Consider the following 13,061-nt stretch of genomic DNA (forward strand, 5'->3'; position numbering starts at 1 on the left):
CTCAGGCGCGCACGCGGTGCCATTTCCGGCAGGGGCAGCGCTCATAGCGCCAGGCGCCGAGATTGGCCGCGAGCAGCGGGCGCGGATAGCGCTTGCCGCATTCCGGACAATCGCTTTCGCCCAAGGGTGAACGCCCACCGGCGCCCCGGTGCGCCGCGATGGCCCAGGCGAGCCCCGCCACCAGCATCAGCGCCAGCCACAGCGAAACCAGCCCCTGCCACACCTCCGCCGGCACACCGAAGGGCGCGGCGCCGATCAGCAGGATCGGGGCGTTGAGTGCGAGGTGCGCCCCCATGCCGGCCAGCCCCGCGAGGACCGCGCCGCGGCCATGCGCCAGGGCGAAGGCGAGCGGCGTGATGAACAGCCCGTGCATGATGCAGACGCTGATGCGCTCACCCAGGAATCCGCCGAACATCCAGAAGGGCAGCGCCGCCATGGCCGGGCTTCGCGCGAGGCGTTCGGCCAGGAAGCCGATCTCGCCGATCCCGAATCCGAGACCGATGGCCAGCGCCGCCGGCAGCGCGAGGGTCGGGCGCACGCCGCGGAACACCGCCAACAGCACCGCCCATTTCGCGGCTTCCTCCGTCACCGGCGCGTAGAGGATCGGCAGCCAGGCCATCACGCCCTCGGTGCCGAGCGCGCCGACCAGCGCATGGTGCAGCGGCATCCGCACCAGCCAGAACGCGCCTGGCTGCAACGGCAGCGCGAGCGCGAAGCCCAGCGCCAGGCGACCGCGATCGGCCGGCTGCGTCATGCGCCACAACCCCGCACCCACCAGCAGCAGCGCGAGGGCGGCCGTGATCAGCGCGGCGATGGCGATGCCCGGGATCATCCCGTTTCGGTCCGCCCCACCCAGTCGACGTGCCGCGCGACGGAGCGCGCGACCGCATCTTCCGCACCGGACAGGATCACCCGGTCCCAGAAGGCGCCGTAGACCGCGTCGTAGCGGTAGGGCGCGATGCGCGCGGCGATGCCGCGCACCGGCGCCGCACCCAGCGGGATGAAGTTCGGGTAGGACCACATGAAGCCGACATGCGCGCGGTCCGCCACCACCTGCAGCAGATCCCCGGTCAGCAGCGCGCCCTTGGCCTCCGCCCAATGCAGCACGGTGCCGCCGGGGTAATGCCCACCGGCGCGGATCAGCGTGACGCCGGGCAGCAGCGGCTTCGCATCCCCCTCCCACAACTCGATGCAGGGGTCGGGGCGCATGATCCATTCGCGGTCGGCGGCGTGCAAGTGCACCGGCACGCCTCCGAAAGCGCGGCTCCACTCCACCTGCGTCGTGTAGTAGTGCGGATGCGAGATCGCGATGGCGGCAAGGCCGCCCAGCGCGTTGATGACCTGCACCATCGCGTCATCGATCAGGCTCACGCAATCCCACAGCACATTGCCCGCCGGCGTGCGCAGCAGCAGCGCGCGCTGGCCGATCCCCACCGCCGGCGCGGTGCCGATGCCGAGCAGCGCGCCCTCCATCCGGAACGTGGCCATATGGGTGCGCCGCAGCCGCTCCAGCGTGGTCCAGCCCTGCCCGGTCGGGGGGACGTATTGGCGTTCATCGGCGCAGATGGCGCAGGATGCGGGCGGCGCGTCGCTCTCGGCGTGCTGGATGCCGCAGGCGGTGCAGATGAAGGCCGGCATGGCGTGTCTCCAGGGCGGCACGAGCCTTGCAAACAACGCGCCCTGCGCGCAAGGCGCCAATGCCGGAGTTTGAATGATGCCTCGCCCTTCCCGACGCGCGCTGCTCGCCGCACCCGCCTTGCTGCTGGCCCGGGGCGTCGCGGCGCAGCCCGCCTGGCCGGAACGCCCGATCCGCTGGATCGTGAACTTCCCGCCCGCGGGTGCCGCGGACATCCTCTCGCGCACCCTGGCGGAGTGGTTCGGCAATCGCCTCGGCCAGCCGATCGTGGTGGAGAACCGCCCCGGCGCCGGCGGGCTGGTCGGCACCGACCTGGTCGCCAAGGCGCGCGGCGATGCGCATCTGGTCATGATCTCGAACGCGGCCTCGCACGGCATCGGGCCGGTGCTCTACGCGAACGTGCCGTATGACCCGATGGGCGATTTCGTGCACATCCACAGCATCGGCACCTTCCCCTCGGTGCTGCTGGTGAACCCCGCCTTTCCCGCCGCGACCCTGGCCGAGTACATCGCGGCCGCGCGGGTGCAGCCGGGCGCGCTCACCTATGGCTCGGGCGGCAATGGCACGATGAACCATCTTATCGGGCAGCTGTTCGGCCGCGCCGCCGGGGTCGAGCTGACGCATGTGCCCTATCGCGGTTCCGCACCTGCGATGACGGATGTGATCGCGGGCAACCTGCCGTCGTTGATGGAGAGCCTGCCGACCGCGATGGGCCATATCCGCGCCGGTCGCCTCAAGCCCATCGCGCAGAGCGAGACGGCGCGCGACGCGACGCTGCCCGACGTGCCGACGTTTTCGGAGGCCGGGTTCGCGGGCGTCACATCGACCAACTGGTTCGGCTTCTCGGCGCCCGCGGGCATCCCGCCCGGGCTCGCCGCGCGCTGGGAAGCGCTGATCGCGGAGGCGCTGGCCTCGGACACGGTGAAGCAGCGTTTTGCGAGCATCGGCGTGCGGCCAGGGGATCTGAAGAGCGGCCCCTACACCGCGCTGATCGCGGGCGAGCTGACACGGTGGCGGCAGGTAATCCGCGAAGGGAACATCCGCGCGGATTGAGACGCGCTAACCCACCCGGTTGTCGATCAGGTCCGTCACCACGCTTGGGTCCGCGAGCGTCGAAGTATCGCCCAGCCCCTCGGTCTCGTTCGCCGCGATCTTGCGCAGGATGCGGCGCATGATTTTTCCGGAGCGCGTCTTCGGCAGCCCCGGCGCCCATTGGATGGCGTCCGGCGTCGCGATCGGTCCGATCTCCTTCCGCACCCAGGCGACCAGTTCCTTGCGAAGAGCGTCGGTGGGTTCGACGCCGGCAATCAGCGTCACATAGGCGTAGATGCCCTGGCCTTTGATGTCGTGCGGCATGCCGACCACGGCCGCCTCCGCCACGGACGCATGCGCGACCAGCGCGCTCTCGACCTCGGCTGTGCCCATGCGGTGACCGGCGACGTTGATCACGTCATCCACGCGGCCGGTGATCCACCAGTAGCCATCCGCGTCGCGCCGGGCGCCGTCACCGGTAAAATACTTGCCGGGGAAGGTGGAGAAATAGGTCTGGATGAAGCGCTCATGGTCGCCATAGACCGTGCGCATCTGCCCCGGCCAGGAATCCAGGATCACAAGGTTGCCCTCGGTCGCGCCCTCGAGCAGCGTGCCCTCATTGTCGACCAGCGCCGGCAGCACACCGGGCAGCGGTAGCGTGGCCGATCCCGGCTTCTGGCCCACCGCGCCCGGCAGCGGCGAGATCAGGATGCCGCCCGTCTCGGTCTGCCACCAGGTGTCCACGATCGGGCAGCGCTCATCGCCCACCACGCGGTAATACCATAGCCAGGCCTCGGGATTGATCGGCTCGCCGACGGAACCCAGGATGCGGAGGGACGACCGGTCATGCTTCTTAACCGGCCCCTCGCCGTCGCGCATCAGCGCGCGGATCGCGGTGGGCGCGGTGTAGAAGATGTTCACCTTGTGCTTGGCGACCACCTGCCAGAAGCGGCCATTGTCGGGCCAGCTCGGCACGCCTTCGAACATCAGCGTGGTCGCGCCGTTCGCGAGCGGGCCGTAGACGATGTAGGTGTGCCCGGTCACCCAGCCCACATCGGCCGTGCACCAGTACATCTCGCCGGGGCGGTAGTCGAAGACGTTCTCATGCGTGAAGCTGGCCCAGACCATGTAGCCGCCGGTCGTGTGCAGCACGCCCTTGGGCTTCCCGGTGCTTCCCGAAGTGTAGAGGATGAAGAGCGGGTCCTCGGCGTTCATCGGCTCCGGCGCGCATTCGGCCGGCTGCGCGTCGCAGGCATCCGCCCACCAATGGTCGCGCCCGGCCTGCATCGCCACGGCGCCGCCGGTGTTCTTCGCCACGATCACGTTGCTGATGGAGGGGCAGGCCTTCAGCGCCTCGTCCGCATTGGCCTTGAGCGGCACCTTGCGGCCGCCGCGCCGGCCTTCATCGGCGGTAATCAACATCACGCATTCGGAATCCTGGATGCGGCTGGCCAGGCTGTCGGGCGAGAAGCCGCCGAACACGATCGAATGCACCGCACCCACGCGCGCGCAGGCGAGCATGGCGACCGCCGCCTCCACGATCATCGGCATGTAGATGCAGACGCGGTCGCCCTTCGCGACACCCATGCCGCGCATGGCGTTGGCCAGCTTGCACACGCGCTCATGCAGCTGCCGGTAGGTGACCTTGGCATCGGTGCTCGGGTCATCGCCTTCCCACAGGATCGCGACCTGGTCGCCGCGCGTGGCCAGGTGCCGGTCGAGGCAGGAGACGGAGGCGTTCAGCACCCCATCCTCGAACCACTTGATCGACACATCACCCGTAAAACTGGTGTTCTTGATGATGCTCGGCGCCTGCATCCAGGCGATGCGCTGCGCTTCCTTCGCCCAGAACGCGTCGGGGTCGGCGGTCGCCTCGGCCACCATCGCTTCGCGCTGCGCGGCGGTGACGCGCGCGTGCTCCGCGATCTCGGGCTTCACGGCGATCATCAGGTCATCGGCCATTGCGGCATTCCTCCCAAGGCGACGGTCTTCTTAGGGACCCTTTTCCTCGTCGCCTTGCGCCGCGTCAATGATGGCCGGGTTTATTGCACCTCCACCGGCACCAAGTCCTGGAACCAGCTCTGCGCCGGGGTGAACCCGCGCACCCGCCTGCTCATCGCGCGCGGGTTCAGGTCATGCACGATGTAGAGCCAGGGCGGGTTGTCCACCAACCGAGCATGCGCCAGCGCGAAGGCCGCCGTCGCCGCCGCCGGGTCGCGCGCCGACTCCAGCTGACCCATCGCGGTTTCGAAGGCCGGGTCCACCCATTGCCCCCAGTTGAAGCCCGTGGGCGGGAAGGCCGCGCGCATGAAGTAGCGCACCGCCACCGAGTGGTCCGACGATGGCGAGGACGGATTGATCGACACCGCCCCGTTCAGGATCGGCGCGCCAGGCGGGCTGCGCACGGCCGTCAGCAGCGTGTTCCATTCCGCCACCTCGAAATTCACCTGCACGCCGCAGGCCTCGCGCAGGTTCTGCTGCAGGAACTCGTTCATCGGCAGCGGCAGCATCTGGCCCGACCCCGAGGGCGAGATCAGCACCCTGAAGGTCAGCGGCCGTTGCGCGTTGAAGCCAGCCGCCGCCAGCAACGCACGCCCGCGCGCCGGGTCGAAACTGTAGCGATTATCGGGCGTGCCGAAGGCGGGGTCGCCGGGCTTCAGCCAGCCCACGGAAGGCTCCGCCGTGCCGTTCAGCAGCCCCACCATGCCGGTGCGATCGACGCAGTAGTTGAGCGCCTGGCGCACCCGGACGTCGCGGAACGGCGTGTCGCCCTCCATCTGGAAGAACCACGGCCAGACATGCGGGTAGCTGCCGGTGGAAATCGTGAATCCTGCCTGGCGCAGCGAGGGGATGCCATCGGGCGGCGGCACCTCGATCCAATCCACCTGGCCCGAGCGCAGCGCCGCCATGCGCGTATTCGCCTCCGGCATCGGCAGCAGCAGGATGCGGTCCAGCCGGGCGATGCGCGTGCGGTCCCAATACCCGTCATGACGCGTGAGCTCCGCCGATTGCCGCGGCACCACGCGAGACAGCCGGAACGGCCCCGTCCCCGCCGGCGGCAGCAGCGCGACGCGCGCCCAGTCCCGACCAGCCTGCTCGAAGGACTGTGGCGAGGTCATCAGCAGGTACACGACCATGTAGGGGAAGTAGGAGGCCGGCCGCACGGTGGTCATCGCGATCGTCATGTCGTCGATCTTGCGATAGCTCTCGAGGATGGTGACGCGCGCGCGGCTGATGCCGCTCGCCGCCGGTTCGAATTGCGGGCTGGTGTTGAGGAAGTAGCGGTCGAAATTCCAGATCACCGCATCGGCGTTGAACGGCGTCCCGTCGTGGAAGGTCACGCCAGGGCGCAGCCGGAAGATCCAGATCTTGGGGTCATTGGGGTCCTGCGCGAAACTCTCGGCGAGGCCCGGTCGCAGCGTCGCTGGCTGGTCGCTGCGCGACAGGTCCCACAACACCAGCCCCTCGAAAATCGGGTAGCCGAGGAAGCGCATGCCCTCGAAGCCGTTGTTGGGCATGCCGGTGGTGGTAGGCACGTCCGCCGCGGTCATCGCGATGCGCAGCACGCGCGGTTGCTGTGCCATGGCAGGCATCGCCAGCAGGATCAGCGCCAAAATAAGCTTCTTCATGAGCCCCCTCCAAAAAGAAAGCATGGGGGAAATGACTTTCCCCCGAAAACGTATACGTTTTCGCCCCATTCTTTCTTTTCTATCTATTGGTGCTTCCTCATAGCCAGCACCAAAAAGCCAAAAATAAAAGAATGGGAGTCTGGGGGAAATTCTTTTCACCCAGTCTTACTGCACCTCAACCGTCGTCAAATCCTGAAACCAGCTCTGCGCCGACACAAACCCTCGCACGCGTCGGCTCATCGCCCGCGGGTTCAGGTCATGCACAATCCACAGCCACGGCGCATCATCCACCAGCCGCTCATGCGCCACGCGCAGCTGCGCCTGCACCTGCGCCGGATCCCGCTCCGTCTCCAGCGCGCTGAAGGCCGCATCGAACCGCGCATCCAGCCAATGCCCCGCATTGGACCCGCGCGGCGATGCATTGGACCCCAGGAACCACCGCGCCATCTGCGATGAATCCGACGACACCAGCGAGATGTTCACCGCATCCGCCCCCAGCCAGGCCGGCTGGTCCGGTGCCACGCGCTGCGCACCCAGCAGCGTGTTCCACTCCACCACCTCGAAGCTGATCTCGACGCCGCAATTCTCGCGCAGGCTCTGCTGCAGAAACTCGTTCATCGGCAGCGGCAGCATCTGGCCCGAGCCGGAGGGCGAGATCGCGATCTTCAGCCGCAGCGGCCGTTGCGCGCCATAGCCTGCCTCCGCCAGCAACGCACGGCCGCGCGCCGCATCCAGGCGATAGCGGTTCTGCGGCGAACCAAAGCGCGGGTCCTCCGGCTTGAAGAAGCCGACCGAGGCTTCTGCCGTCCCGCTCAGCAGGGCCACCATCCCGCCGCGATCGAAGCAGTAGTTCAGCGCTTGGCGCACGCGCACATCGGAGGTCGGGCTGCTCGCACGCCCGGCGGCGAACACCCAGGGCCAGACGTGCGGGTAGGAGTTCGTGACCACCTGGAACCCAGCCGTGCGCAGCGAGGCGATGGCATCCGAAGGCGGTACTTCGATCCAATCCACCTGCCCGGAGCGCAGCGCGGCAAGGCGCGTATTCGCCTCCGGCATCGGCAGCAGCACCACGCGATCCAGGCGGGGGCGGCGCGCTTCCTCCCAATAGGTGGCGTTGCGCGAGAGCTCCGCCTGCTGGCGCGGCACGAAGCGCGTCAGGCGAAAGGGGCCGGTGCCGGCCGGCGGCAGCGCGGCCACCTGCGCCCATTGCCGCCCACCCGCCTCGAAGGAGGCCGGCGAGGTGAACAGGATCAGCGTGGCCAGATAGGGGAAGTAGGAAACCGGGCGCGTCGTCTCGATCTCGACGGTGAAGTCGTCGATCTTGCGATACGCACCCATGACGGAGATGCGGCCGCGCGCGATCGCGCTGCCGGTGACGTCGAATTGCGGGCTGTCATTGCGGAAGAACCGATCGAGGTTCCAGATCACCGCATCCGCATTGAACGGCGTCCCGTCATGGAAGGCCACGCCCCGGCGCAGCGAGAAGCGCCATTTGCGCGGATCGGTCGCATCCTGTTCCCAGCGCTCGGCGAGGCCGGGGCGGATATCGGCCGGCACGTCGGCGCGGGAGAGGTCCCACTGCACCAAGGGCTCGAAGATCGGGTAGCCGAGAAAGCGCATCCCCTCATAGCCATTGTTGGGCATGCCGGAGGTGGTCGGCACGTCGGCCGCGGTCATGGCGATGCGCAGGGTGCGCGGCGCGGGCTGCGCGAGTGCCGGCTGCGCAAGCGCGGCCATCGCCGCGAGCGCCCATGCAAATGGCTTCATGACCCATGACCCCCTGGAACCTGCGATCCCAAAGCTAGCAAATGCCGCGCCGCGCTACTCCGCGCGGATATTCGCCTCCCGGATCAGCCGGCCCCAGGTCACCGTCTCGCGCTCGAGCAGATCGGCGAGGTAGGCGGCATTGCCGGTCTGCAGGGCGACGCCCTGCGCCGCCAGCCGCGCGCCGAGCTCCGGGTCTTCGGTCGCGGCGCGCAGCACCGTGGCGGCCCGCTCCACGATCGGGGCCGGGGTGCCGATGGGGGCGAACAACCCCTGCCAGAACACGCCGTCATAGCCCGGCAGGGTCTCCGCCACCGCCGGCACATCGGCCATCAGCGGCAGCCTGGCGGCGGACGACATGGCGATGGCGCGCGTATGGCCTTCGCGGATCGTGGGCAGCGCCTCCAGCACGGCGGCAAACATGCCCTGGATGCGCCCCGCGCGCAGGTCGATCAGCGCCGGCGCACCGCCGCGATAGGGGATGTGCACCACATCGATGCCGGCATCGCGCTTGAACATCTCCAGGCACAGGTGGTTCACCGCCCCGGTGCCGGAGGAGCCGAAGTTGAGCTGCCCCGGCCGCGCCTTGCCGTAGGCGATCAGCTCGGGGAGCGTGCGGACCGGTAGGTCCGGGTGCACATGCAGCACGAAGGGGCTGGTGTACGCCATGCCGACCGGTAGCAGCTCCCGCCGCGGGTCGCGCGGGGTCAAGCTCGGCTGCAAGGCCGGGTTGATGGCCAGCGAGGTCGCCCCCATTAGCAGGGTGTAGCCATCCGGGCGCGCCTGCGCGACCTGGGTGGCGGAGAGGGAGGTGGCGCCGCCCGGCTTTGGGTCGACCAGCACGGTCTGGCCGAGGTCGCGCTGCATGCGCTCAGCGATGGCCCGCGCCGTCAGGTCGGTGAGGCCGCCCGGAGCATAGCCGGTGACCAGGGTGACGGGCCGCGTTGGCCAGGCCTGAGCGCGCGCGATGCGCGGCGCGGCGAGCGCGGCGCCCGCGAGCAATAGGGTGCGACGATGCGTCATGGGACAGCCTCCCGTATTTTGCCGGCAGAGTGGTCTCGGCGCCCGCTCGGGGCAAGCTGCGGCAGGGCGACCTCGGTGTCTCATCCACGCCGGCGCGCGTGAGAGACCGGATGACGACGAGGCTGCGAGCAGCGCGTCGGCCGGAGCGCCGCGCACATGGCCGGGCCAGGGTTGTCAATGCTGTCGCGTCGACGGAGGCACCGGCGGCGAAGCTGTGACCTCCCTCCGCCGTGCCTTCCCCCCGTCGCATAACGGCTGAGCAGACAGCCCTTCCGCCGCCCATCATTGAGGCAAACCAGGGCCGCAAGACGCCAATAACGCCGCCCGGCTGATTGCGAGCGCCACGCTGCCCGCGCGACATTCCTGCCCGAACCATCGCTCCGGAGACGTCCCATGCCCTTCGCGCCCAGCCGCCGCACCCTCCTCGGCGGCCTCGCCGCCGCCGCCCTGCCCTGGGACCTCGCCCTCGCGCAGGGCGCGCCCACGACGAACCTCCGCGTCGGGATGACCGCCTCCGCGGTGCCGCTGCCAAACGGCATGCCCGATCAGGGTGCGGAGGGGCACCGCTTCATGGGCATCACGCTCTATGACCACCTGGTGATGTGGGACCTGTCCAAATCCGATGGCCCGGCCGCGCTGCGGCCCGGCCTTGCCACCGCCTGGCGCGTCGATCCCAATGACCCCAAGCGCTGGATCTTCACCATCCGCGAAGGCGTGAAGTTCCACGACGGCAAGCTGCTGACCGCCGAGGACGTGGTGTTCTCCTACGACCGCGCCTTCAAGCCCGACGCGCCGCATTACGACGCGCGCGGCTCCTCCCAGGTGCGCGGCCGCATGCCGACCAACCTGCGCTGGTACGCCGAAGGCGAGCGCACCTTCATCCTCGAGACGCGCACGGTGGATAGCCTGGTTCCCTATGGCGCGACCTGGACCGGCATCACCCATCAGGGTGCCTGGGAGGCGGCGGGCCGCGACAATGACCGGCTTCTGCAGCGCCCGGTGGGCACCGGCCCGTTCAAGTTGGAGAGCTTCAACATCCGCGAGCGCGCCGTGCTGGTGCGCAACCCGGACTATTGGGAGACGGCGCGCATCCCGAAGGTGGGCCGCGTGACGCTGCTGCCGCTGCCCGAGCCCAACACGCGCGTCGCGGCACTGCGCTCCAACCAGGTCGATTTCGTCGAGGCCCCGCCGCCCGACGCCATCCCCTCGCTGCGCCAGGCCGGGTTCAACATCACGTCGAACCAGTACGGCCATAACTGGACCTGGCACCTCTCGCTCATCGAGGGCTCGCCCTGGCGCGACGTCCGCGTCCGCCGCGCGGCCAACCTCGGCGTGGACCGGGCCGGCATGAAGGACATGCTGGGCGGGATGATGCTGGAGGGCGGCGGCTTGGTGCCGGTCGGCGGCCCATGGAACCCGGTGCGCTCGCCGCGCCTCAACTACGACCCCAACGCCGCGCGCGCGCTGATGGCCCAGGCCGGCTTCACCCCGCGCAATCCGATGCGCACCAAGGTCGCGATCTCGGCCTCCGGCTCCGGCCAGATGCAGCCTCTCGCGATGAACGAGGCGCTGCAGCAGAGCCTCAAGGAAATCGGCATCGACATCACCTTCGAGGTGTTCGACTGGAACACGCTGCTGACGACGTGGCGGGAGGGCGCGCGCTCGCCCAACATCCGCGGCTGCACCGCGATCAACGTGACCTACACCGCGCTCGATCCCTACAGCGCCATGATCCGGCTGCTGAAGTCGGACCTCGTCTCGCCGGTGGCGAACAACTGGGGCTACCTGAACGACCCGGCCTACGACGCGCTGATCCAGCAGGTCTACGAGACCTTCGACATCCCCGCCCAGGACGCCATCCTCAAGCAGCTGCATGACAAGGTGCTGGACGAGGCACTGTTCCTGTTCGTCGCGCACGACCTCAACCCGCGGGCCATGACGCGCAACGTGCGCGGCTTCGTCCAGGCGCAGAGCTGGTTCCAGGACCTGACGCCGATCAGCCTGGGGTGACCCCAGGCCGTCCGGCGGATCGTGCCGTCATCACGACGGATCGATTGCCATCGTTTCTGCACAGAGCCGCGCTTAGATATCTTCCGCGCGCGACACGACGCGCGGGAGGACGAGGCTGGTGACAGGCACGAAGAGCAATCGCGGCAATTTCCGGCGGATGGCGTTCGCCGCGATTCCGCTATCGCTGCTGCCCGGCCTTGCCCCGGCCCAGGGCAAGGGCGAACCACCGGCGGCCGAGAGCCCGCAGGTGCCGCCTCGCACCTTGCCGGCCGAGACCCCGAACCCGCTCGTTCCCCACACCGCCCTGCCACCCGGCGCCGAGCAATCGCTGGGCCTGCGCCTGCCGCGCGACGGCGAGGCGGCCCCCGACGCGCCCGATGACGTCGAGGCCGTCGCCGAGGAGCCGCCGGGCCGGGTTGGCCGCCTTGCCCGCGTGCAGGGCAGCGTCGCCTTCCGCCAGTCGCCGGAGGATGAGTGGACCCCGGCCGCGGCGAACACCGCGCTCGCCGCGGGCAACGCGCTCTACACCGAGGCCGGGGCCCGGGCCGCCATCCAGATCAACCAGATCGCCATCGCGATCGAGGCGGGCACGGACCTCCAGATCGCGCGCCTGGACGATGAAGGGTTGATCGCGACGCTGCCGCGCGGCGCCCTCGACATCCAGGCGGCCGGCCTGCTCGACCAGGAGAAGATCGAGGTCGTGACGCCGCAGGCGCGGCTCACGACCAGCCGGGACGGGCGCTACGTGGTCGAGGCCGGCGCGCCCGTCGATGCCCCCGGCGGCTTCCGGCCGGCCCGCTTCTCGGTGCTCGCGGGCGAGGCCCTCATCATCGTCAGCGAGGGCGTCCAGCAGGCGCTGGGCGCGGGGCAGACCCTGACCTTCACCGAGCAAGGCCCGGTGCTCGGTCGCGTGGCCGCGCCGCCGCCACTCGTCGCCTGGGCGGGAGGGCTCGGCGCGAAGGCCACCGAAGGCACGCCGCAATCCGCACGCCAGATGACCGGCGCGGAGGATCTCGGCCGCTACGGCCGCTGGGAGACAGCGCCGGAATACGGCGACATCTGGTATCCGACTGTCGACCCCGGCTACGTGCCCTACCGCGAGGGCCGCTGGGTCTGGCGCCAACCATGGGGCTGGACCTGGCTCGATGAGCGGCCCTGGGGATTCGCGCCGTTCCACTACGGTCGCTGGGTGCGCGTCGGGCCGCGCTGGGGCTGGGCGCCGCGCCCGGTCGCCTATGCCGAGGAAGCCTGGCGCCCGCGCCGGCCAATCTGGGCGCCCGCATTGGTCGCCTTCGTGGGCGTCGCCGCCCTCGGGCCGCGCGGGCCGGGGATCGGCTGGGTGCCGCTCGGGCCGCGCGAGGCCTACTACCCCGCCTTCCGCGCCTCCCCGGCCTATGTGCGCAACGTGAACCTCTACGCCGTGCGCGACCCGCGCGCGCTGGAGGGGCGCTGGCGCGACTGGCGCCGCGAGGCGCCCCCTGCGGCGGCTGGACCGCGCACCGCGCTGTTCGCGCCGCCGCCGCGCGCGCTCGATGCTCCCTTCATCAACCGTGCCGCCTTCAGTGCGCTTCCCGCCGCGGACATGACGGCGAGCCGGCCGACGCGCGGCCGTGCGCAGCCGATCGCGGTCGGCGCTGCTGCCTCGCCGCTCCTCGCCGCGCCGCCGCCGCCCTCCGGCCTGACGCTGGGCGTGACCCCGGTGGTGGCCGGGCGGATCGGGCTTCCGGCGGGGACGACGGCGACGCCGCAGCGCAGCGGCCCGCCCTCACAGACGCATGTGCCGCTCGCGGCGCTGGTGGTGCCGCAGCAGGGTGGTCCGCGTCCCGGGCCCTCGGCGGCTCCGGGTGGTGGGTTGCGTCCGGGTCCGGCCGGTCCCGGCGGGCCGCCCGGCGCGGGGCCGCAAGCTGTGGTGCCGCCGCAGGAAGGGCGCCCGGGTGGTGGCCTCGGCACCGCCGGCGCCGTCGCCG

9 protein-coding genes are annotated in these 13,061 nt (G+C 70.1%); 3 read left to right on the plus strand and 6 right to left on the minus strand.

The annotated features are described in order from the left end of the window. Position 1 precedes the first annotated feature (1 nt). Positions 2-832 (minus strand): hypothetical protein, encoded by an 831-nt coding sequence (locus tag GXW79_RS05095; protein ID WP_211873258.1) that lies wholly within the window; start codon positions 830-832, stop codon positions 2-4. Beyond that, positions 829-1,638: an MBL fold metallo-hydrolase gene (locus GXW79_RS05100; protein ID WP_211873259.1), complete on the minus strand. Its 810-nt coding sequence runs from the start codon at positions 1,636-1,638 to the stop codon at positions 829-831. Before GXW79_RS05100 ends, GXW79_RS05095 begins: the two co-directional genes overlap by 4 nt. Positions 1,639-1,714: 76 nt before the next feature. Here GXW79_RS05100 and GXW79_RS05105 point away from each other — a divergent pair, with 76 nt between their 5' ends. Further along, positions 1,715-2,689, plus strand: a complete 975-nt coding sequence (locus tag GXW79_RS05105; RefSeq protein WP_246503725.1) for a Bug family tripartite tricarboxylate transporter substrate binding protein — start codon at positions 1,715-1,717, stop codon at positions 2,687-2,689. 6 nt (positions 2,690-2,695) lie between these two features. Here GXW79_RS05105 and acs read toward each other — a convergent pair whose 3' ends face one another. The 4 genes from acs to GXW79_RS05125 all read right to left on the minus strand — a co-directional run bounded on the left by acs (position 2,696) and on the right by GXW79_RS05125 (position 9,084). Further along, entirely contained in the window at positions 2,696-4,630 is a 1,935-nt protein-coding gene (gene acs, locus GXW79_RS05110; RefSeq protein WP_211873261.1) for an acetate--CoA ligase, read from the minus strand. Between the two features lie 80 nt (positions 4,631-4,710). Then, the gene (locus tag GXW79_RS05115; RefSeq protein ID WP_211873262.1) at positions 4,711-6,297 is read right to left on the minus strand and encodes an ABC transporter substrate-binding protein; all 1,587 of its coding nucleotides are present in this window, start codon (positions 6,295-6,297) and stop codon (positions 4,711-4,713) included. Positions 6,298-6,462: 165 nt separating this feature from the next. Then, positions 6,463-8,064, minus strand: coding sequence for an ABC transporter substrate-binding protein (locus GXW79_RS05120; protein ID WP_211873263.1), 1,602 nt, complete (start codon positions 8,062-8,064; stop codon positions 6,463-6,465). Between the two features lie 54 nt (positions 8,065-8,118). Then, complete coding sequence (locus GXW79_RS05125) at positions 8,119-9,084, minus strand: Bug family tripartite tricarboxylate transporter substrate binding protein (RefSeq protein WP_211873264.1); 966 nt, start codon at positions 9,082-9,084, stop codon at positions 8,119-8,121. 393 nt (positions 9,085-9,477) lie between these two features. Here GXW79_RS05125 and GXW79_RS05130 point away from each other — a divergent pair, with 393 nt between their 5' ends. After that, complete coding sequence (locus tag GXW79_RS05130) at positions 9,478-11,094, plus strand: ABC transporter substrate-binding protein (protein ID WP_211873265.1); 1,617 nt, start codon at positions 9,478-9,480, stop codon at positions 11,092-11,094. A 118-nt stretch (positions 11,095-11,212) separates the two neighbouring features. Further along, a partial coding sequence (locus GXW79_RS21590) for a DUF6600 domain-containing protein (RefSeq protein WP_211873266.1) occupies positions 11,213-13,061 on the plus strand: 1,849 nt, incomplete at its 3' end.

It is taken from the genome of Plastoroseomonas arctica (assembly GCF_018128965.1).
Classification (GTDB): domain Bacteria; phylum Pseudomonadota; class Alphaproteobacteria; order Acetobacterales; family Acetobacteraceae; genus Plastoroseomonas; species Plastoroseomonas arctica.

Coding starts and splice junctions, on each gene's coding strand:
- acs (WP_211873261.1), bottom strand. CDS start 4,630: ATGGCCGATGACCTGATGATCGCCGTGAAGCCCGAGATCGCGGAGCAC.
- GXW79_RS05115 (WP_211873262.1), bottom strand. CDS start 6,297: ATGAAGAAGCTTATTTTGGCGCTGATCCTGCTGGCGATGCCTGCCATG.
- GXW79_RS05105 (WP_246503725.1), top strand. CDS start 1,715: ATGCCTCGCCCTTCCCGACGCGCGCTGCTCGCCGCACCCGCCTTGCTG.
- GXW79_RS05120 (WP_211873263.1), bottom strand. CDS start 8,064: ATGAAGCCATTTGCATGGGCGCTCGCGGCGATGGCCGCGCTTGCGCAG.
- GXW79_RS05125 (WP_211873264.1), bottom strand. CDS start 9,084: ATGACGCATCGTCGCACCCTATTGCTCGCGGGCGCCGCGCTCGCCGCG.
- GXW79_RS05100 (WP_211873259.1), bottom strand. CDS start 1,638: ATGCCGGCCTTCATCTGCACCGCCTGCGGCATCCAGCACGCCGAGAGC.
- GXW79_RS05130 (WP_211873265.1), top strand. CDS start 9,478: ATGCCCTTCGCGCCCAGCCGCCGCACCCTCCTCGGCGGCCTCGCCGCC.
- GXW79_RS05095 (WP_211873258.1), bottom strand. CDS start 832: ATGATCCCGGGCATCGCCATCGCCGCGCTGATCACGGCCGCCCTCGCG.